The organism is Pseudomonas sp. 15A4, from assembly GCF_016925575.1.
GTDB lineage: Bacteria > Pseudomonadota > Gammaproteobacteria > Pseudomonadales > Pseudomonadaceae > Aquipseudomonas.
In genome coordinates, this window is sequence record NZ_CP068986.1 from 1,210,863 (window position 1) to 1,231,247 (window position 20,385).

At 60.3% G+C, this 20,385-nt stretch carries 13 protein-coding genes, 1 tRNA gene and 2 pseudogenes; 11 read left to right on the forward strand and 5 right to left on the reverse strand.

Features of this window, described 5'->3' with window-relative positions:
* Position 1: 1 nt before the first annotated feature.
* The 5 genes and pseudogenes from JN403_RS05355 (at position 2) to tagQ (ending at position 7,763) form a co-directional block, all read left to right on the forward strand.
* Positions 2-3,099, forward strand: a pseudogene (locus JN403_RS05355) (protein kinase).
* Positions 3,099-3,815, forward strand: a complete 717-nt coding sequence (locus JN403_RS05360) for an ABC transporter ATP-binding protein (protein WP_275900182.1) — start codon at positions 3,099-3,101, stop codon at positions 3,813-3,815. The pseudogene JN403_RS05355 and the gene JN403_RS05360 overlap by 1 nt, the downstream one beginning before the upstream one ends.
* Positions 3,815-5,017, forward strand: a complete 1,203-nt coding sequence (locus JN403_RS05365; protein WP_205487233.1) for an ABC transporter permease — start codon at positions 3,815-3,817, stop codon at positions 5,015-5,017. Before JN403_RS05360 ends, JN403_RS05365 begins: the two co-directional genes overlap by 1 nt.
* Positions 5,010-6,755 carry an SUMF1/EgtB/PvdO family nonheme iron enzyme gene (locus JN403_RS05370; protein WP_205485955.1) on the forward strand — a complete coding sequence of 582 codons (1,746 nt, stop codon included), beginning with the start codon at positions 5,010-5,012 and terminating at the stop codon, positions 6,753-6,755. Before JN403_RS05365 ends, JN403_RS05370 begins: the two co-directional genes overlap by 8 nt.
* An 81-nt stretch (positions 6,756-6,836) precedes the next feature.
* Positions 6,837-7,763, forward strand: a complete 927-nt coding sequence (gene tagQ, locus JN403_RS05375; RefSeq protein ID WP_205485957.1) for a type VI secretion system-associated lipoprotein TagQ — start codon at positions 6,837-6,839, stop codon at positions 7,761-7,763.
* A gap of 108 nt (positions 7,764-7,871) precedes the next feature.
* On the opposite strand, the pseudogene JN403_RS05380 reads toward tagQ, so the two are convergent.
* The 3 genes and pseudogenes from JN403_RS05380 to JN403_RS05390 form a co-directional block, all read right to left on the reverse strand.
* Positions 7,872-8,461 (reverse strand): annotated as a pseudogene (locus JN403_RS05380) (hypothetical protein).
* Between the two features lie 4 nt (positions 8,462-8,465).
* Positions 8,466-8,906, reverse strand: coding sequence for a DUF3592 domain-containing protein (locus tag JN403_RS05385; RefSeq protein WP_205485959.1), 441 nt, complete (start codon positions 8,904-8,906; stop codon positions 8,466-8,468).
* A gap of 666 nt (positions 8,907-9,572) precedes the next feature.
* Positions 9,573-9,649: transfer RNA gene (locus tag JN403_RS05390), tRNA-Arg, on the reverse strand.
* A gap of 365 nt (positions 9,650-10,014) precedes the next feature.
* Here JN403_RS05390 and gabD point away from each other — a divergent pair.
* From gabD to JN403_RS05405, 3 genes are all read left to right on the forward strand, one after another.
* Positions 10,015-11,457 carry an NADP-dependent succinate-semialdehyde dehydrogenase gene (gabD, locus tag JN403_RS05395; protein WP_205485961.1) on the forward strand — a complete coding sequence of 481 codons (1,443 nt, stop codon included), beginning with the start codon at positions 10,015-10,017 and terminating at the stop codon, positions 11,455-11,457.
* Positions 11,458-11,651: 194 nt separating this feature from the next.
* The gene (gene gabT / locus JN403_RS05400; protein WP_205487234.1) at positions 11,652-12,932 is read left to right on the forward strand and encodes a 4-aminobutyrate--2-oxoglutarate transaminase; all 1,281 of its coding nucleotides are present in this window, start codon (positions 11,652-11,654) and stop codon (positions 12,930-12,932) included.
* A gap of 164 nt (positions 12,933-13,096) precedes the next feature.
* On the forward strand, positions 13,097-14,320 hold the full coding sequence (locus JN403_RS05405; protein ID WP_205485963.1) for an HDOD domain-containing protein: 1,224 nt from the start codon (positions 13,097-13,099) through the stop codon (positions 14,318-14,320).
* Positions 14,321-14,347: 27 nt separating this feature from the next.
* Here JN403_RS05405 and JN403_RS05410 read toward each other — a convergent pair whose 3' ends face one another.
* Both JN403_RS05410 and desA read right to left on the reverse strand, forming a co-directional pair.
* Positions 14,348-15,325: a sensor domain-containing diguanylate cyclase gene (locus tag JN403_RS05410; protein WP_122536733.1), complete on the reverse strand. Its 978-nt coding sequence runs from the start codon at positions 15,323-15,325 to the stop codon at positions 14,348-14,350.
* Between the two features lie 139 nt (positions 15,326-15,464).
* Entirely contained in the window at positions 15,465-16,649 is a 1,185-nt protein-coding gene (desA, locus tag JN403_RS05415) for a delta-9 fatty acid desaturase DesA (RefSeq protein ID WP_172610088.1), read from the reverse strand.
* A gap of 177 nt (positions 16,650-16,826) precedes the next feature.
* Here desA and dibA point away from each other — a divergent pair, with 177 nt between their 5' ends.
* The 3 genes from dibA to JN403_RS05430 all read left to right on the forward strand — a co-directional run bounded on the left by dibA (position 16,827) and on the right by JN403_RS05430 (position 20,329).
* On the forward strand, positions 16,827-18,749 hold the full coding sequence (dibA, locus tag JN403_RS05420) for a phosphodiesterase DibA (protein WP_205485965.1): 1,923 nt from the start codon (positions 16,827-16,829) through the stop codon (positions 18,747-18,749).
* A 306-nt stretch (positions 18,750-19,055) separates the two neighbouring features.
* On the forward strand, positions 19,056-19,238 hold the full coding sequence (gene oscA, locus JN403_RS05425; RefSeq protein ID WP_065990977.1) for a sulfur starvation response protein OscA: 183 nt from the start codon (positions 19,056-19,058) through the stop codon (positions 19,236-19,238).
* 80 nt (positions 19,239-19,318) lie between these two features.
* The gene (locus JN403_RS05430; RefSeq protein ID WP_205485967.1) at positions 19,319-20,329 is read left to right on the forward strand and encodes a sulfate ABC transporter substrate-binding protein; all 1,011 of its coding nucleotides are present in this window, start codon (positions 19,319-19,321) and stop codon (positions 20,327-20,329) included.
* Positions 20,330-20,385: the final 56 nt, after the last annotated feature.

Here is a 20,385-nt window from a genome sequence, read left to right on the forward strand (position 1 = left end):
CATGGACATACTGATTTCCGGATTTGACATAGAGGGTGAGATTGGCGAGGGCGCCATGGCAACCGTCTATCTGGCCACGCAACGCTCGCTGGAGCGCAAGGTCGCGCTGAAGGTAATGGCCGCGTCCCTGGCGGCTGATCCGACTTTCTGCGAGCGCTTCCTGCGTGAAGGCAAGACGCTCGCGCGCCTGTCGCACCCGCATACCGTGACTATTCACGACATTGGCAATGTCGGCGACCTGTATTACATGGCCATGGAGTACCTGCCCAACGGCACGCTCAAAGAACGCGTGGCGGACGGAATCACGGCCGAGCAGGGCCTGACCTATATTCGCCACATTGCATCGGCACTGGGCTATGCCCATGCCCAAGGCCTGGTGCACCGCGATGTTAAACCGGCCAACATTCTGTTCCGCGCCAACGGCTCTGCCGTGCTCTCAGACTTCGGCATCGCCAAATCGCTCGACGACCGCACGCAATTCACTCAGGCAGGGCTGGCCGTCGGTACGCCCAGCTACATGAGCCCCGAGCAAGCGCGCGGGCAGGAAATCGACGGCCGCGCCGACCTTTATGCATTGGGCGTGGTGCTCTATGAAATCCTGGTGGGCAGGCTGCCTTACATCGGCATCGACGCCCTGTCCACGGCGCTGGCTCATCTGACTGAGCCGCTGCCGGAGTTGCCGATCCATCACGGGCGTTATCAGTTCATCCTTAGCAAACTGTTGGCCAAAGACCGTAACGAGCGCTTTGCCGATGCTGCCGAACTCATCGCAGCGCTGGATAATCTGCCACAGGACGCTTCGGACGCCACCCAGATTCGCCCGCTGGCGCCGGTCGAGGTCAAGAGTGCGCCGGTTGCGAAGGATGACTTGGCGGGGCTTACGCCGGTGTCCATTGAGATTCCATCGGCCACGCCAAATAAGCCTGCCACGGCCCCGCGTCATGCTCCGCCGCTGCAGCCTTCAAGCCACTCCGAGCAACGTAAAGGCCCCGTGCTGGCCATGTTGGCGGTCGCAGTCGCGGCCGCCTTGGGCTTGGGCGGTGCGGCCTATTGGTGGCTGAGTGACGCGCCGAGGACTTCGGCAGTTGCCCCGCCTGCTTCGGCGGACAAAACGCCTGCTCGCGCTGCCACGCCTGAAGGTCCTGCGTCCCAGAGCACGGGCACGACGCCGCCCACGAACCCTGCGAGCCCCCGCCAGCCGTTGCCGCGCAACCTGTGCTCGGGGATGCCGACGGTGGCAATCGTCCGCTGTTGATGGTCGGCAAGAAAACCTTGTTTCAGCGCGTGTTGAGCAAGCCGGGTGCGCGTTTTGCCAACCAGGCAGGAGCCGCTGCGGATGACCCGTCACTGCCAGCTTTTTCGGTGCTGTACGTTTATCAACGTCAAAGCCTCAACGGCAGCCAGTGGTTGCGGGTGGGCGCTTCCAGCGACGGGCACAGCCAAGGCTGGTTGCCACTTGATCAGCTCAGCGACTGGAAACAGAGCCTGGTGCTCAAATTCACCGAGCGCTCCGGCCGTGCACCCGCGATGTTCATGCACGACGCCAGCCATCTGGAGCAGTTGCTGAATAACCCGGCGGCCGCCAAAACCCTGCTGCTCAATGCGCAAAAGAGCGCCGACGACACCCATCAAGTGTTGGCGCTGGAGCCTGCCGCCAGCGCCATTCCACAGAATCAGTTTTACCTGCTGCCGATCTTCGACTCCAAAGAGACCTTCGACCAGAACGGCCAGCCGGTTCAGATGCTCAATGTCGCGTCAATCGACCCCGGCAACACCCCTCAAAAGAACGAGGCGGGTGCTCAGGCGCAGGCACCTTTCACCCAGGACGGCTTCCGCACGGGCATCGTGCTGGTGGTGGACACCTCAGTGTCGATGCAGCCGTACATCGACCAAGTGCGCGACGTGGTCGCAGAACTGCAGAACCAGATTGCCAAGCGCGGCGAGTTGGATCACGTCAGCTTCGGCATGGTGGGGTTTCGCAATAACGTCAGCAAAACACCTGGCTTGGAATACCTCAGCAAGACACTCGTGACCTTGGATCAAGGGCGTGATCCGCAACGGTTCCTGGAGCTGGCGCGACAGGTCAAAGCCACCGATGTTTCGAGCCAGTCCTTTAACGAGGATGCTTTTGCCGGGATCATGCAGGCGGTCAACGGCATGGACTGGACGGGGTATGGAGGGCGCCTGATTCTGTTAGTCACGGATGCCGGATCCCTGCGCAAGAACGACCTCTACAGCAGCACCCAGATGAACGAGGCGGAGGTACGACAGGCCGCGCTGGGCAAGCAGATCAAAATCTACGCGCTGCACCTGAAAACCGATGCAGGCAAAAAGAACCATGCGTTCGCCGAGCAGCAATACCGCACGCTAACCGCCGACGCTAACCCGAAGATCGGTGACCTGTACGTGGGCGTGCCCGGCGGTGATGTGCAGAAGTTTGGCCAGCGCGTGTCTGAAATCGGCTCGGTGTTTGCCGACCTTGTGCATCAGGTACGCAACAACCAGGCGCCTTCAGCCCCTGCATTGCCTGCAGCACCTACCGTGGCTGATAAATCTGCGGCCATCGGATACGCCATGCGCATGGACTTCCTTGGTCATCAATCGGGCGTTCGCGCGCCGCAATTGGTCAGTGCCTGGACCACCGATCGCGACCTGACCAACCCTGCGCTGCCGCAGTTTCAAGTTTGCGTGATGCTCAGCAAGTTGCAGCTCAATGACCTGCAACAGTCGCTCAAGCTGGTCGTTGACGCGGCCCGCAAAACGCAAAGCTCGCCCAGGGACTTCTTCCAGGAAATCGCCAGTGCCAGCGCCTACATGAGCCGCGATCCATCCGCGTTGAACAAGGCTGGCAACCTGGCGCAGAGTGGTGTGCTGGGCGAGTACCTGGAGGGGCTGCCGTATCGCAGCAAGTCCCTGAGCATGACGCAGGACTTGTGGCTGTCGTTGAGTGTGGCCGAGCAGGAAGACTTCATTGATGAGCTGGATTCGAAAATCCGCCTCTACGAAACCTTCCACAACGACCTCGCCAACTGGGTCCGCTTCGGTGATGCCGAGCCGGGTGACGCGTTGTACCGCGTGCCGCTGTCGACACTGCCATGATGTTCAGCCTGCGAGAGGTGCGCAAAACGCGCGGCGAGGGCAGCCAGCGCTACAGCCTGGTGATCCCCCGTCTGGACTTGGCGGCGGGTCAGCAGTGGGCGTTGGTGGGGCCCAGCGGTTGTGGCAAAAGCACGCTGCTCGACCTGCTGGCGCTGGTGTTGTCGCCGGACTCGGCACAGCGCTTTGACTTCTCGAGCGAGCAGGGCGATGTCGACGTTGCCGGGCTGTGGCGCGATGCAAAGCATAACCGTCTGGCGGCCTTGCGCAGTCGGCAGATGGGCTATGTGCTGCAAACCGGTGGGCTGTTGGGTTATCTCGATGTGCGCGCCAATATTGGTCTGCCCCGGCAACTGCTGGGGCTGGCAGACGATGGCAGCGTCGAGCAACTGGCAACGCAGCTAGAGGTCAGCGAGCAGTTGAGCAAGAAACCCGGCGCGTTGTCTGTGGGGCAACGTCAGCGCGTCAGTTGTGCGCGGGCGCTGGCTCACAACCCGCGCCTGCTGCTGGCCGATGAACCCACTGCGGCACTCGACCCGCTCAACGCGTTGCGCGTGATGCAATTGTTGCTTGGGCGTGTCAGGGCGCAGGGGGCCTGTTGCGTGATCGCGACTCATGACCAAGCCCTGGCGCGTGACGCAGGCTTGCACGTGCTGCACATCCGTTGTGTGCGCGACGCCGATGGTGGTGTAACGGCCACGCTTGAGGAAGATCGATGATGCGCGCTGCACTGGTGGCTTCTCTGGCTTGGCACGACTACCGCGCGGACGCTCGGCTGTCAGCCTGTGCGGTCTTGGCGCTGGTGGCGGTCATTGCACCGCTGTTGGTGCTGTTCGGGCTCAAGTTTGGACTGGTGGGCAGCCTGACCCAGCGCCTGGAGCGCGACCCGGCGGTGCGTGAAGTGACGCCCATGGGCGGCGGCCGATTCACCGGCGCGTTCATCGATGCATTGGCGCAGCGGCCCGACGTCGCATTCGCGTTGCCCCGTACCCGCCAGATCGCGGCCACCGCAGACCTCTCTGTGCCGGGGCGGGATCGCACGGTAAACGTCGAGATGATCCCCACTGGCGTGGGCGATCCGCTGCTGGGCAACGTCCGAGCACCCACTGACCTGGACAGCGTCATTCTCAGCGCGACCGCCGCCGAAAAACTGGGGGCCACAGCTGGCGACTGGCTGGAGGCATCTTTCAGCCGTCAGGTGTCCGGTCAACTTCAGGCGCAACGCACACGTTTGCACGTCACCGCAGTATTGGGACTGGAAGCGTTTGGGCGCGATGCGATTTTCGCGCCGCTGGCATTGCTCGCGGCGGTGGAAGACTACCGCGATGGCCTGGCGGTGCAGGCGTTTGACTGGCCGGGTGATGCGCCAACTGCCGATGAGCAGCGCGTTTATCCCGCGTTTCGGCTGTACGCCCGTAACCTCAATGACGTCGAGCCGCTGCGGGTGTATTTCGCCGCCCGCAATCAGTTGGTTTCAACGCAGGCGCAGACCATCGCGCAAGTGCAATCGCTGAGCCGTAATCTCTCCATCGTTTTTTGGGTGATCGCAGCATTGGCCGTGGTCGGCGCCGCCGCAGCGATCTTCGCCGGGGCGTTGGCGGCGGTCGCGCGCAAGCGTCGAGAGCTTTCGGTGCTGCGTTTACTGGGGTTCAGCACCGGCGCGCTGTTGCTGTTCGTGGTACTGCAAGCGCTCTACAGCGGCGTGTTGGCGGTATTGATCAGCGTCCTGCTTTATAGCGTGGCCGAATCGGGTCTCAATCATTTGTTTGTGCAGGTGCCCGGCGAGCATGCCAGTCACCTGCTGTTGCGTCATTACGTCATCGCGCTGTCAGGTGTACTCGGTGCCAGTGTGTTGGCAGCGGCGCTCGGCGGCTGGCGTGTGGCGCGTATCGAAGCGTCGGAAGGAATCAGAGATGTATAAGTTGCGCAGGGCCATCCTGGCGTTGACCCTTGCCACCTTGTGCGCGCCGTTTGGCGTGCCTTCGTGGGTACAGGCAGCCGAGGTTGATGCGCCGGACGACTCGCTCGACAACCCCAAGCCCTTGCCTGACGACGTGGTGTTGCCACTGCCGTGCGAAGGGGAGATGGTGTTTCGTTATGTCTACGTGCTGGCCCAGGGCACCCTGGACGATCGTGAAGTAAGCCTGGGCTATCCATTTGCCGAGGGTGAGCCGGGCTACAAGCAATCCTTCATTTCCGGCTACCGCCGGGACTTCATCAACGGGCAGTTCACTCTTGGTGACCTGCCCGGTGACTGGCGTAAAACCATCAGCCCGTTGCTGCCTAAAACCGATGCGGGCACCCCGCTCAAACCCATGATGTATTTCATCGGTAAATACGAGGTCACTGCCCGCCAGTACGCAGCGGTCATGGCGCAGGCGCAGGCACTGGCCAGCGGTGAGCCTGCTCCGGCCTGCGGCGTCCCTCAGGGCATGGCCGGGCGCTTGCCCAAGGTCAAGCTGTCGCGCTATGAGGCCGAACGCTTCTCGGCGATCTACAGCGCCTGGCTGATGAAGTATCACCGTGAGCTGCTGCCCATCAGCGGGCGGGGCAGAACAGAAGACGACGGCGGCGTCGGTTTCGTACGACTGCCCACCGAAGTCGAGTGGGAATATGCCGCCCGTGGGGGTCAGGCCGTCAGCCGTCAGGAGCTTGAGGGGCGACTGTTTCCGCGCCACACAGAGGGCAGTGAAGAAGACGGCCCGTTGAGTGATTGGGCGGTGTTCAACCAAGTAGCGGGCGGCACCGGCCAAGCGGCGCGACTGATGCCCATCGGTACCAAGTTACCCAACCCCATCGGCCTGTTCGACGTGCTCGGCAATGCTGCTGAAATGGTTCAGGAATCATTCCAGCTGGTGCATGCCGGGCGTCTTCAGGGGGCTTACGGCGGCTTTGTCGCCAAGGGTGGCAATTACCTGGAAGGTGAGGGCACGCTATTCACCGGGATGCGCCGCGAGTACCCGCTTTTTGCTGCCGATGGCACTGAGCAGAGCAACGAAACCACTGGTTTTCGGGTGGCCATTGGTGCGCTTTCTGCGCCTCGCTCGCGTTACAAAGAGCTGTTCGAACAATGGCAGAAAGAGGGACGGCTGGCTTCGTTGACTGACGCGATCGACGACACTCAGGACCCGACCAAGCGCCTGGATACGATCATCTCCTCCAGCACTGACCCCAAGCTGCAAGCCGAGCTGGGACTGGTCAACGAAGAGCTTAAACGCAATGTGTCGTTAATCGCTCAGCAGCGCGAAGAAGCGGCAGGCGGCTTGATCCAGTCATCGGCCTTGGTAGCTGAAACAGTCAACAACTACAACATCCGCCTGACCAACCTCAGGAAAAGCCGACAGCAAGCGCTGGATGCGAAGGATGAGGCCAGTGCCAAGCTGTTTGCCATGGCCATCGAAAACGGCACCAGCGCGCTCGATGGCGCAGTGGCGATCTACATCGACAACCTTGCTACCGGTACGCGCTACACCGATGCGGTGATCCAGGCGCAGTTTCAACGGGTCAAGGAAGAGCTCAATCGAAAACCGGTCGTGGGCAAAAGTCTGGTGGCTCGCGCCACAGTATTTGTCCGCAACGTGGGCAGTTATCGTCAGCAAAAGCGCGCGGACCCGCAGGCGGTCCTCAAGGAATTGCTTGCACCGGCCACTGGGCCTTAACGGCCGGTGTCCAGCGAGTAAAGGGAGTCCGGGCGGCCAGTGGCCGTACCGGCGTTGTAAAACCAAAACGAGAGCAAGAACATGCAGCTAAGCCGTAAACCCGTTGTATCGACCTCCAAATGCCGTGGGCTGCTATTGGCTGCCGTAGGCTTCAGCGCCGTACTGATGGCAGGCTGTGCCAGCTCGCCGGTCTCCAAAGTGGGTGCCAGCACCAAGGTTGAGTACTACCCAACCTGCTACGAGCCGGTCAAACACCTGCGTGAGACTGACGGTGACACCGCCAAGTCCGTATTCGGCGGTGCCGCTGTCGGCGCTCTGGGTGGCGCACTGGCCGGGGCAATGGTCGGTAGCTCCGAAGACCGTAAACGCAATATCGCCATCGGTGCAGCAGGCGGCGCCGTGGTTGGCGGTGCAGCGGGTTACTACACCGAGAAGCAGAAGCAGATTGCTGACGACAAACAGCGCATCGGCTCTTACGCAACCGACATCAACAAGAGCGTCGGCGACATGGACCGCAGCACGGCTTACGCCCAGGCTTCGCAGTCTTGCTACCAGAGCGAGTTCACCAAGTTGATCGCGGGCCGCAAAGCCAAGACCATCAACGACACCGAAGGCCGCAAGCGTCTGGCTGAAATCGTCGCGGGCCTCAAAGAGTCTAACGACCTGATCACCACCGTGAACGGTCGTACCGGTGAAAGCCTCAACAGCTACACCCAAGCGTACGAAAAAGACCTGCAAACCGTTGGCGTGCAGCGTGCCGACGTAGCCACTGTTGCAGCGGTAGACACCACATCTGTTACTCCGGCCAACAAGAAAAAAGCCGCCACGAAGAAAAAGCTGCCAACCGTACCTCAGGAAGCAGTGACCACCGAGAAGACCTTGCGGGACGCGAAAACCAAGCAGGCTGCAAGCCAGCAGGTTGCAGCGACCGGTCAATCGCAGGTTAACGCGATGTGCAAAAGCCCGGATCTGGGCGACTGGGCCCCCGTGCCTTGCCCAAATGCGTGATTGAACCTGTTTGAGCGTTAACAAAAACGGCCCTGCTCAATGAGCAGGGCCGTTTTTTTATGTCAGCTAGTAAGCGGCATCACGCCTAGCCGAGTCAGATTGTCGGGATCAGAACAACCCGCCCAAATAGATCGCCCCGCCAAAGCCTGCTTGCGCGCCCACATTATATCCAGTCATAAGCAGCGCCCCCTTGGCTGACTGCATCAACTGACGCTGTATCACCGTCATTCCAAAAACGCGGTAGCCGGTGTTGTATTCATCGCCATTGAGAGTGCCAGCAGTTTCGGGTCCAGCCCGAACAGCATTGCCGTGCCCGAGCCGCCTGCAACCAAGCCGGCGTTAAGTTCCATGAACACGCAGGGACCGGTGATGTCATCGCGCTTTAAGTCCCGGTCTTTCAGCGCATCCGACACGAATACCCAGCCGTAGCTCGTAAAGGATTCCAATGCCCCCGCGCCGCCAACGTTTTTGCCCTTGATCTGCAGGTTAACCTTGCCGAAGCGCGGCAACTTGAAGCCTAACCCAATGCCTGCGCCAGCGCCTCCGTAGCGAAAGCTCTCTTCTTTGCCATCGGGTGTCTTTAGGGTGATTGATCCGCCCGTACCGGATACCAAACCAACACTGAGCCCGCCGCTACTCCCTGTGATGTACTCCCAACCGCTGACATTGACCGGCAGGGGAATGATCGATTCAGTCATCGTTTTAACGTCCTTTTAGCGGCGGTACGGCAGGTTGCTTCCTGCCACTGGAAAACTCAGACCTACAGCCCCAGATAAACGCCAGGCCCATAAAACTCAGTGACACCGGAATGCCCCACAACGCGCCTCGGTCTTCAATGACAGCCGTCATCTTCGGGTCTTCGGCAAGGTAGAGCACCTGAACCGGCTGACCAACTTCATAGCCGAAAATCACCCCGCCCTGCGGGTATGAGATGACTTGGTTGTCAGCACTGGTGAATTCGATTTCGGGGTGCGAACCGCCAGCGTTAAGTTTAGTCACTACACCAGGGGCTCGCTGCGCCTGAGACAAAAACTCGTAACGCCAGTAAGCCATAGAACCGGCAATGGCAAGCAGGACTACACCGGCCAAGCCAAAGATCAGGCTTCGTATGAGGTAGGTATAGGGGTTGGGAGGATTACTCATGTCTTTAGTCAGGCGTCCTTGAAGAGTGTCTGAGAGTTAATCAGCCGACAGTCCAGCGAAGGCAACGGGTGCAACAACGGCCTTGATAGTTCCCAGCGATAGTTCCCGGCACCGGCGAAGTCATGCCCATGCACGGGACGGCCGTGCTGTTGGGCAAGCGCGGAGGCGTGGCGAGGTGTGAAGCTGCGCCGGATTGGGGGCACGCAAGTGCGGCGGTATGAGCTTGCGTGGGGGACCCACGACGAGAAAACCATTGCATTGTCTCTCCCTGTTTCCCAGGCGGGCGCCTGAGACAAAGCTGAATTCCATATACTGGCGTGACCTTGTTCAAGGTGCATGACGCCAAGCGGATTTATACAGGTTTCCGTATTTCAGGCGCCAGAAAAATCAAAACAAGGTCACTGGCTGTGGCCGTTAAATGTCTGATGTTGAGACCCGTATCACTGTGCTTGCACCAACCCCTGAAAACATCGGCACCATTTCCGACTACGCGCCTTTGTGCTTCAGTGCGACTTAGGAGATGCAGCGATAATGAGTTGATGAAAGGCGGTGCCTACAGCCTCGACGCGAGAGACAAAGATGCCTCGGTCGATGGGGGTACGACATTCAGGACTAAAACAGGTATGGGGAGTAACGCTGACCCCCTGCGACGCAAAGGGAAGAAGATGGTGCACCTGACGGGATTCGAACCCATGACCCCTGCCTTCGGAGGGCAGTACTCTATCCAGCTGAGCTACAGGTGCAACGCGGGCGCCATAATACTCATCTGCCCTGCGTGCGTCCATGCCGATGACCCGCCGTTAACAATTTAGTGAGACCAGGCCAACCCGCCAAGCCACCCCCGCATGACAACCGCATACGCACGCCCCCAGCTACGCTGATCCGAATTCATACCCACCCCAATCCCCAGCCGTTCTTTTTTCGAACGCACTCTTGTCCTTTAACCCTGTTGTCCCTAGGATTCGTTTGAGATTTCAAACGCCCCGCCCGGCCTCTCTTCTATTCTCCAATCAGGGCCGGCGACAGTATTATCCGGCGGCGGCCTCGTCCGAGGCACCCGCACACAACCATTCGCTCCGCCGCGTGCGGTGCTGTTCAGGAGGCCGCAATGCAGCTCAAAGACTCGAAGTTGTTCCGCCAGCAGGCGTACATCAATGGCGCCTGGGCTGATGCCGACAGTGGTCAGACCATCAAGGTCAACAACCCGTCGACCAACGAGATTCTCGGCACTGTGCCAAAGATGGGCGCTGCTGAAACCCGCCGCGCCATCGAGGCTGCTGACAAGGCGCTGCCGGCCTGGCGTGCGCTGACCGCCAAAGAGCGTGGCGCCAAGCTGCGTCGTTGGTTCGAACTGATGATTGAAAATCAGGACGACCTCGGTCGCCTGATGACCCTGGAGCAGGGCAAGCCGCTGGCCGAGGCCAAAGGCGAAATCACTTACGCTGCTTCCTTTATCGAGTGGTTTTCCGAAGAGGCCAAGCGCGTCTATGGCGACGTGATTCCGGGCCATCAGCCGGACAAGCGCCTGATCGTCCTCAAGCAGCCAATTGGCGTCACTGCGGCGATCACGCCGTGGAACTTCCCCGCCGCCATGATTACCCGCAAGGCCGGCCCGGCGCTGGCGGCAGGCTGCACCATGGTGCTCAAGCCCGCTTCGCAAACCCCTTACTCCGCACTGGCTCTGGCTGAACTGGCCGAGCGCGCTGGCATTCCGGCTGGCGTGTTCAGCGTGGTGACCGGCAGCGCGGGCGACATCGGCAGCGAGCTGACCAGCAACCCGATCGTGCGCAAACTGTCGTTCACCGGCTCGACCGAGATCGGTCGCCAGTTGATGGCTGAATGCGCCCACGACATCAAGAAAGTCTCGCTGGAACTGGGCGGCAACGCACCGTTCATCGTGTTCGACGACGCTGACCTGGATAAGGCCGTTGAAGGCGCAATCATTTCCAAGTACCGCAACAACGGCCAGACCTGCGTGTGCGCCAACCGTATCTACGTGCAGGACGCAGTCTACGACGCTTTCGCCGAGAAGCTGCAGACAGCGGTCGCCAAGCTGAAGGTCGGCGATGGCTTGGCTGAGGGCGTGACCACCGGTCCGCTGATCGACGAAAAGGCCGTGGCCAAGGTCAAGGAACACATCGCTGACGCGTTGAGCAAAGGCGCGAAAGTGCTGAGTGGCGGCAACAGCCTGGAAGGCAATTTCTTCGAACCGACTATCCTCGTCAACGTGCCGAGAAACGCCGCCGTGGCCAAGGAGGAAACATTCGGTCCGCTGGCCCCGCTGTTCCGCTTCAAAGACGAAGCCGAAGTGATCGCCATGGCCAATGACACCGAGTTCGGGCTGGCGTCGTATTTCTACGCGCAGAACCTGAGCCGCGTGTTCCGTGTGGCTGAAGCGCTGGAGTACGGCATGGTGGGCATTAACACTGGCCTGATCTCCAACGAAGTCGCGCCGTTCGGCGGCGTCAAGGCGTCCGGTCTTGGTCGCGAAGGCTCCAAGTACGGCATCGAAGATTATCTGGAAATCAAATACCTCTGCCTCAGCATCTGAACCCGCTGAATGGCAGAGTGAAGTAACTGTTCGACAAGCTGCGGGACGCGAGAGCGCCGTTTCGCAGGTTTCAGTGGCACCAACCTATTGGTGGCCGGGAGGCCGCGACAGTCGATCATCGTATGCTGTTGCTGTTGACCCCCGCTGCTTGATCCTTGAACCGCGCCGCCCGATGAGCGGCGAATGAGGAAATGATGAGCAAAACGAACGCATCCCTGATGAAACGCCGCGAAGCTGCTATCCCCCGCGGCGTTGGTCAAATTCACCCGATCTTCGCTGAGTCCGCGAAGAACGCCACCGTCACCGACGTTGAAGGCAACGAGTTCATCGACTTCGCGGGCGGCATTGCGGTACTGAACACCGGTCACCTGCATCCGAAAATCGTCGCGGCCGTGCAAGAGCAACTGACCAAGCTGACCCACACCTGCTTCCAGGTGCTGGCGTACGAGCCTTACGTCGAGCTGTGCGAAAAGATCAACGCCAAGGTGCCGGGCGACTTCGCCAAGAAAACATTTTTGGTCACTACCGGTTCCGAAGCGGTTGAAAACGCCGTCAAGATCGCCCGCGCCGCGACTGGCCGTGCGGGCGTCATCGCCTTCACCGGCGCGTACCACGGTCGCACCATGATGACCCTGGGTCTGACCGGTAAAGTCGTGCCGTACTCGGCCGGCATGGGCCTGATGCCGGGCGGTATCTTCCGCGCCATCTACCCGAACGAGCTGCACGGCGTCAGCGTTGACGATTCCATCGCCAGCATCGAGCGCATCTTCAAGAACGACGCCGAGGCGAAAGACATCGCCGCGATCATCATCGAGCCGGTGCAGGGCGAGGGCGGTTTCTATGTGGCGCCGAAGGCGTTCATGGCGCGGCTGCGTGAACTGTGCGACAAGCACGGCATTCTGCTGATCGCTGACGAAGTGCAGACCGGCGCAGGCCGTACCGGCACCTTCTTCGCCATGGAACAGATGGGCGTCAGCGCCGACCTGACCACCTTTGCCAAATCCATCGCCGGTGGTTTCCCGCTGGCCGGCGTGTGCGGCAAGGCCGAATACATGGACGCCATCGCGCCGGGCGGTCTGGGCGGTACGTATGCCGGCAGCCCGATCGCGTGCGCTGCGGCGTTGGCGGTCATGGAGGTTTTCGAAGAAGAGCACCTGCTTGATCGTTGCAAGGCCGTGGGCGAGCGTCTGGTCACTGGCCTGCGCGCCATCCAGGCCAAGTACCCGGTCATCGGTGAAGTCCGCGCGCTGGGCGCCATGATCGCCGTCGAGTGCTTCGAGAATGGCGACACCCACAAACCTAACGCTGCTGCCGTGGCACAAGTGATTGCCAAGGCCCGTGACAAGGGGCTGATCCTGCTGTCCTGCGGCACCTATGGCAACGTACTGCGCGTGCTGGTCCCGCTGACCTCGCCGGACGAGCAGTTGGACAAAGGCCTGAAGATCATCGAAGAATGCTTCGCTGAAATCGCCTGAATTCATGCCGATGAGCCGCAGGCACATTTGATAAGAATGTGACCGCTCCATCAGGAAAAACCTGCTTCGGCAGGTTTTTTCGTCAGGGAGGTCAGAAATTTCTCGTTCGGTTTGTCCCCTTTCTCAGTCTTTGACTAAGGTAAGGAGACTGATGCCGGAGAGTCATGATGACCGTTGTAGAGGCGCTAGCCGTTCCCCGCGTGTTGATCGCTGAAGCGGACCCGTGGGCCCGTGAGATGCTCAACGAATTGGTCCTGGACGTACGTTGCGACGCGCAACTGGATATCTGTTCAAACGGCCGTGAGGCCATCGAGCTGATGAGCGGGTTCATCCCGGACCTGGTGATCGCATCCCGTGAGTTACCGGGCGTCGACGGACTGAGCCTGCTTCGCGGGCTACGGCAGTTGCGTCGCCAGCCGCCGGTTCGTTTCATTCTGCTGAGCAGTCGCAGCGACAGCGTCAGTGTCCGCGAGGCCGTGCAACTCGCGCCCACTGCCTACCTCACCAAACCCTTGAACATGGAAGGCCTGCGCCAACGGCTCGAAACGCTGCTGTTGCAGGATGGCGCGCAGGTTGCCTGTGCGGTGCCGGCGTTGGCGCCGGGTGTCGGGCTGGATGGGTTTCTGGAGAAGCGCCGGGAAGTGGCCGATGGCGGGCCGCTATTCGTTGATGTGACGGCGGCGGTGGCCAGCAGTCGAGGGGCATCGGGTGTTGACCTGAAGCTGCTGGAAAAGGCGTTGAGCCACGATCCCCACGTTACAGCGCTGTTAATAGCCGCGGCGAGCAGCGCGTCGCAACACCAGGGCAAGCCCGTGCAAACACTGGGTCAGGCGCTTGCCGTGCTGGGTGGCACCCAGAGCGTCAACCTGGTTCAGGGTCTGGCGCTCAAGCGCGGCGCTGTGCTGACGGATGCAGCGTTATTGCTTCACGCCACCGAAATCTGGGAGGTCTCGCAACGCACCGCCGAATGTGCGCGCACGCTGGCGCGCAAGCTGGATCTGGATCATGAGCGCTGTTATTGCGCAGGCTTGCTCAGGGGCCTGGGGGAACTGACGGTGCTGCGCTGTTTGCAGGACTGGCTGATTGCCGGCGGTTCGCTGGATGAGGCAACCGTTCGCCGCGCGCTGGCGCAGTATTCGGCCTCGTTCGGCTCGGCTTTGCGTACGCGCTGGCGGCTGCCGCTGGAGCTGCGCGAGTTGATCGCGGCGGTGTATCAATACAACACCGGCGTTTTTACCCGCGAAATTTTGGCAATGAATGTTGCAGGACAAATGGGTTCACTGGGGCTTGAAGACCCGCTGCAAGCGCTGGCGAAGAGCAAATCGGCCCGGCTGCTGAAGATCAGCGAGTCTGATCTGGAAGGGGTGCGTCGCAAGACGGTGGCTTAGCCAGAGGCTGATTTCAGAAAAGCAGGCTTATACCAACACGATCTGATTCTTGCCCTGGCGCTTGGCCTGGTACATCGCGGCGTCAGAGCGGGCGTAGAGCGCTTCAAGGCTCTGGTCCTGCTCGCCGAGGTTGGTCAGCCCCTGACTGGCGGTGATACCGAAGGTTTTGTCATTGCACTGAAAGCTCAGGCGCTGAATCTCACGCTGTAACCGCTCGGCAATCTGCTGGGCCATTTCGGGCGCGCAGCCTGGGAATACGGCGGCAAATTCCTCACCCCCAATTCGCCCGAACAGATCCCCACGGCGCAGCGTCTTGCGCCCGCATTCAGCAATGCGTTGCAGCACCAGATCACCTTCCTGGTGGCCGTAGGTGTCGTTGACCAGCTTGAAATCATCCACGTCCAGCAACAGGAACGCCATCGGCGTACCCTGCAGACGCGCCTGCTCGAACTCGCGTTGAGCGCATTCGAAGAAGTGCCGGCGGTTGCTGCTCTGGGTGAGAACGTCGGTGGTGGCCAGACGCTGCAGCTCGTCTTCGAGGTGCTTTTTCTCGGTGATGTCTTCGGCGATGCCCACCACGATCAGGCGCTGACTGTGCTCGACCTGATGACTGACAAAGCATTTGTCGCTCAGCCAGCGGACCTGGCCGTCAGCACGAATGATGCGGTACTCGCGGTCTTCGATGGAGCCCTTCTCAAGCACTTCGCTCAGGCTGCGCTCGGCGTAGTCCAGATCGTCGGGGTAAATGCTGTCGCGCCACTCGCTGTAGTCCGCGAGCAGCAAGCCGGCCGAGCGGCCGAAAATGCGCTCGTAGGCGGGGCTGACATAGATCATGCGTTGCGTCTGCCAGTCGAACGCCCATAACACCGCGTTGACGCTGACCAGCAGGGAACTGAACAGCTGCTCGCGCTCGCTGAGGCGCGCCACTTCCGCCTGGGCATGCATCAGCGCCAGAAGGGTTTCTGCTGCGGCGGGTGTCTCAACGTGGGGAGTCTGGTTGTCCATGAGCACTGCATCTCAGAATAAGGTGCGGCGCATGCCACAACATGTCACACAGCATAGTGCGAAGGTGTTAGTGAGATAGGACTAATGGCACTAAGTTCCGATCGGTGCCACCCAGACGAATGGTCACCGATCAACGGCATCAAGCGTGGTGAGGCCGCAGCGAGTAGGTTTTCAGCTGATCGGCGAAGTCACGCAGCGACTGAATACCGCTGGCTTCGGCCTCGTGGATCCACTCCTTGATGGCCGCCAGCATGTCGTGACCATTGCTGCTGGTCTTCGCCCAGATCTGCTGCAGCGCCAGGCGTTTCTCGTAGATCACTTTCAGTGCCTGACTGTGCTCCAGCATGGTCTGGATGCGCGCTTGATGCTTGTCTTCAAGCAGGCTTGGCTCGCGGGAAAGCAGGCGCTTGGCACGTCGGAACTGATGACGTACAGAGGCATCGGCTTTCGCCAGTTCCTGCGCGACCAATGGCGCGATGACCAACTTGCGGTACTGGGCCATGATCTGGAACCGGTTGTTCAAGATGGCCATCGCCGTGTCCATGTCCAGATGGCCCTTGCCTTCGACGCGGTGCGCAATCGGCGCGACCCGCTGCACTTTTGCCAAGCGCAACCAGCTGAACACTTTGATCCACGCCCAGCCCATGTCGAACTCCCAGCGCTTGACCGACAGCTTGGCCGAGTTGGGGTAGGTGTGGTGGTTGTTATGCAGCTCTTCACCGCCGATCAAAATGCCCCAGGGCACCAGATTGGTGGCGGCGTCGCGGCATTCGAAGTTGCGATAGCCGACCGCGTGGCCAAGGCCGTTGACCACGCCCGCCGCCCACACCGGAATCCACATCATCTGGATCGCCCAGACGGTGATGCCGATCACGCCGAACAGGGCGAGATCAATCACGCCCATGATCGCAACACCTAACAGGGGATAACGCGAATAGAGGTTGCGCTCGATCCAGTCCTCGGGACAGTTTTTGCCGTAGATGCGCAGCGTCTCCGGGTTTTCCGCTTCGGCGCGGTACAGCTCGGCGCCTTTGCGCAGCACGGTTGACAGGCCCTTGATGACCGGACTGTGCGGGTCATCGACGGTTTCACATTTGGCGTGATGCTTGCGGTGGATAGCGGTCCACTCGCGGGTGTTCTGCGCCGTGGTGAGCCACAGCCAGAAACGGAAAAAGTGCTTGAGCCCTGCGTTGAGTTCCAGGGAGCGATGCGCTGAATAGCGATGGAGATAGACCGTGACGCCGACGATGGTGACGTGTGTCATCGCCAGGGTGACTGCGACCAATTGCCAGACGGAAAGGTCGAGCAGACCGTTGTTCCACATAGGCTGAGTTGCCCTCGGTTGTAACGCGTGCGATGTACGGATCCGCCTGAACGGACCCTGAGACAGAAGGGCGCATTATCACTTAGCTCACAGATAAAAACAGTCGGTGTTTCAGAGAAGCGTCGCAAGATGTTTCTTGCTCTATAATTTCCGACTTTCGCAAGGTCGTTTCTATTTATGTCGAGCATTACCCGGGATGCGCTACGCACCGCAACGTTGTACGGGGTTGTGTCGATGGTGTGGCTGGCGATCAATGACTACTTGCTGCCGCGGCTGATTGAAGAGCCGACCTTGCTGGCACGTGCGCAACAGGCCGGCGGTTACCTCTGGCTGGCCCTTAGCGCACTGCTGATTTATCTGGCTCGCTCGCGACTGCTGGGCTTCATGGGCATCGCCGAGCTGGCGCGCCGGGATGAGGACATGCAGCGTTTGCGACTGGCAGCGGCCGTGTTCGATACCACGCTGGAAGGCGTGCTGGTCACCGATGCCACAGGCGTGATCGTGCATGTGAATCGCGCCTTCAGCGAGATCACCGGGTATCAGCAGGACGAAGTGCTGGGTTTGCGCCCGAGTACGTTCAAATCAGGGCGCCATGGCCCTGACTTCTACGAACGCATGTTCAAGACCATTCTCAGCGCCGGACAGTGGAGCGGCGAGATCTGGAACCGGCGCAAAAGCGGCGAGATCTACCCGCAGTGGCAAAGCATTCGTCCGATCAGGGATGAGCAGGGCGTTATCACTCAATTCGTCGCGGTGTTTTCCGACATTTCTTCGATCAAGCATTCCGAGCGCGAGCTGGCGCATCTGGCCCATTACGACCCGCTGACCGGTCTGCCCAATCGCCTGCTGTTCACCGACCGTGCCGAACAGGCGCACACCCACGCACGTCGCAACAAGCGCAGTCTGGCGCTGTTGCTCGTCGATCTGGACCACTTCAAGCACATCAACGAAAGCCTCGGCCACAGCGCCGGGGACGAAGTGTTGAAAGCTGCTGCCGAGCGCCTCCAGACCCATCTGGAGAAGGGCGTCACGCTGGCGCGGCTGGGCGGCGACGAATTCGCGATTCTGCTCGAAAACGCCCAGCAGGTCGCGCAGTCCGCCGAACTGGCGCAGACCATTCTGGAGGGATTGCGTGAGCCTTTTATGGTCAGTGGACAATCGCTGTTTCTGACGGCCAGCGTCGGCATCAGCATCTTCCCCTACGATGCGCTGACCGCCGAACAGCTGTTGCGTAATGCCGACGCCGCGCTGTCTCAGGCCAAGCATCAGGGGCGTGAAAGCTACGCGATGTACACCGCCGAATTGACTGCCCATGCCCAGCGCCGCGTCGAGTTGGCCGCCGAGCTGCGACAGGCTGTCGAGGAGAACGAACTGCGGGTGTTTTATCAGCCGATTCATAACCTCCACAGCCGCTGCATCGAGGGCGTTGAGGCGTTGGTGCGCTGGCAGCATCCGGCGCGCGGTATGGTCTCGCCCGGTGAATTTATCCCCATCGCCGAGCAAAGCGGACTGATCGCCGACATCGACAACTGGGTACTGACCGAAGCCTGTCGGCAAATGGGGGAGTGGCTTGCGGAGGGCGTGGCGATCTCCTACGTCGCGGTCAACGTATCCAGTCGACTGTTTGGCCGCGGGGATCTTGATCGTCGGGTGGCCAAGGTGCTGGACGAAACCGGCCTGGCGCCGGAGTTTCTGGAGCTTGAAGTCACCGAGAGCGCGATCATGGACGACCCCGACCAAGCCATCGAACAGATGCACCGACTGCGGGACCTGGGGCTGAAATTGTCTATCGACGATTTCGGCACAGGGTACTCGTCGCTGCTGCGGCTCAAGCGCATGCCGGTGCAGAAACTCAAAATCGATCAGGGGTTTGTGGCCGGATTGCCGGACGACGATGACGACATCGCGATCGTCAACGCCATCATCGCTCTGGCACGGGCCATGGGCATGCGCGTGCTGGCAGAAGGTATCGAGCAGGCCAATCAAGCCGGCTTCCTGCTCAAGCACAACTGTGAACTGGGCCAGGGCTACTGGTTTGCGCGGCCCATGCCGGCAGAGCAGATCGACTGGCAGCACGCGCCGGTATTTGTCTCTGCCTGAGGCCACAGCCGAGGGAGTCGGCGTAACACCCCGAATCTGGGTTGGACACCCTTCCGTAGGCGCCGGCTTGCTGGCGAACGCGGTGGGTGAGGCACCATCATTGGCGGCTGACGCTCCCGGTTCGCCACCAAGCCGGTTACTACGGACTTACCATCGCCTGCACACTCGTCGGACAAATGCCTTTTGGTTATATCTGCATTCTTAAATAGTATTTTTAAGAATATCTCTGCGTCTCTAATATCGCGCTCACGCCACAAGCAGCGTTTGCCCACACGCTGCGGCAAAAATCTTTCAAGGAGCACGAACATGAGCGCATCTCTACGTAGCGTTGACGGCCAGGACGAAGCAAGCATTTTGCGTGAAATTCAAAGCGCGCTGCGTGACCTGCGCTTTGGCGCGGTTGAGATCACGGTGCATAACGCGCAGGTGGTCCAGATCGAGCGCAAGGAGAAATTCCGTCTGCAGAATCCGAGCAACAAGCAGGGTTGAGCCACGCTCCCGCATGACGAACACCGCATGACCTAAAACTAGAAAAAGCCAACAACACCATTTGTCCAGGAGCCTGATTCATGTCCATTCGTCGTTATGCGCTGGCCGCGCTCGCCAGTGCGGTGTTTGCCGGTTCTGCTGTCGCCAAGGATTTCACCCTGCTGAACGTCTCGTACGACCCTACCCGCGAGCTGTATCAGGACTACAACGCCGAATTCATCAACTACTGGAAAAAATCCCACCCGGGCGACACCGTGAAGATCAATCAGTCCCACGGTGGCTCGGGCAAGCAGGGCCGCTCGGTGATCGACGGCTCGCCTGCCGATGTGGTGACACTGGCGCTCGCCGGCGATATCGACGAAATCGCCAAGCTGGGCAAGACCATTCCCGCAGACTGGCAAACCAAGCTGCCGGACGCGAGCACCCCGTACACCTCGACCATCGTGTTCCTGGTGCGCAAGGGCAACCCGAAAGGCATCCATGACTGGGCCGACCTGATCAAGGAAGGCGTGTCGGTGATCACGCCCAACCCGAAAACCTCGGGCGGCGCGCGCTGGAATTTCCTGGCTGCTTATGGCTATGGCCTGAAATCCAATGGTGGCGATGAAGCCAAGGCCAAGGAATACATCGGCAAGCTGTTCAAGCACGTGCCTGTCCTGGACACCGGTGCGCGAGGCTCGACCATCACTTTCGTCAACAACGGTCAGGGTGATGTGTTGCTGGCGTGGGAAAACGAAGCCTTTCTGGCGCTGAAAGAAGACGGCGGCGCCGACAAGTTCGACATCGTCGTACCTTCGCTGTCGATTCTGGCCGAGCCTCCCGTGGCCGTCGTCGAAAAGAACGCCGAAAAGCACGGCACCACCGAGATCGCCACCGAATACCTCAAGCACCTGTACAGCAAGGAAGGTCAGGAAATCGCGGCGAAAAACTTCTATCGTCCTCGTGACGCAGAAGTCGCGGCCAAGTACGAGAAGCAGTTTCCTAAACTGAATCTGCTGACCATCGATAAAGATTTCGGCGGGTGGAAGTCGGCTCAACCCAAGTTCTTCGATGACGGCGGTGTGTTCGATCAGATCTACATCCCGCAGTAACTGCAGCGCCCCACGGAATAAAAGGACCCGGACTCGTTCCGGGTAACGTGTGTAAA

Bases quoted from the DNA above. Each gene is read 5' to 3' on its own strand.
- JN403_RS05360 (WP_275900182.1), top strand. From the start codon at position 3,099: ATGTTCAGCCTGCGAGAGGTGCGCAAAACGCGCGGCGAGGGCAGCCAG.
- JN403_RS05365 (WP_205487233.1), top strand. From the start codon at position 3,815: ATGCGCGCTGCACTGGTGGCTTCTCTGGCTTGGCACGACTACCGCGCG.
- JN403_RS05370 (WP_205485955.1), top strand. From the start codon at position 5,010: ATGTATAAGTTGCGCAGGGCCATCCTGGCGTTGACCCTTGCCACCTTG.
- tagQ (WP_205485957.1), top strand. From the start codon at position 6,837: ATGCAGCTAAGCCGTAAACCCGTTGTATCGACCTCCAAATGCCGTGGG.
- JN403_RS05385 (WP_205485959.1), bottom strand. From the start codon at position 8,906: ATGAGTAATCCTCCCAACCCCTATACCTACCTCATACGAAGCCTGATC.
- gabD (WP_205485961.1), top strand. From the start codon at position 10,015: ATGCAGCTCAAAGACTCGAAGTTGTTCCGCCAGCAGGCGTACATCAAT.
- gabT (WP_205487234.1), top strand. From the start codon at position 11,652: ATGAGCAAAACGAACGCATCCCTGATGAAACGCCGCGAAGCTGCTATC.
- JN403_RS05405 (WP_205485963.1), top strand. From the start codon at position 13,097: ATGATGACCGTTGTAGAGGCGCTAGCCGTTCCCCGCGTGTTGATCGCT.
- JN403_RS05410 (WP_122536733.1), bottom strand. From the start codon at position 15,325: ATGGACAACCAGACTCCCCACGTTGAGACACCCGCCGCAGCAGAAACC.
- desA (WP_172610088.1), bottom strand. From the start codon at position 16,649: ATGTGGAACAACGGTCTGCTCGACCTTTCCGTCTGGCAATTGGTCGCA.
- dibA (WP_205485965.1), top strand. From the start codon at position 16,827: ATGTCGAGCATTACCCGGGATGCGCTACGCACCGCAACGTTGTACGGG.
- oscA (WP_065990977.1), top strand. From the start codon at position 19,056: ATGAGCGCATCTCTACGTAGCGTTGACGGCCAGGACGAAGCAAGCATT.
- JN403_RS05430 (WP_205485967.1), top strand. From the start codon at position 19,319: ATGTCCATTCGTCGTTATGCGCTGGCCGCGCTCGCCAGTGCGGTGTTT.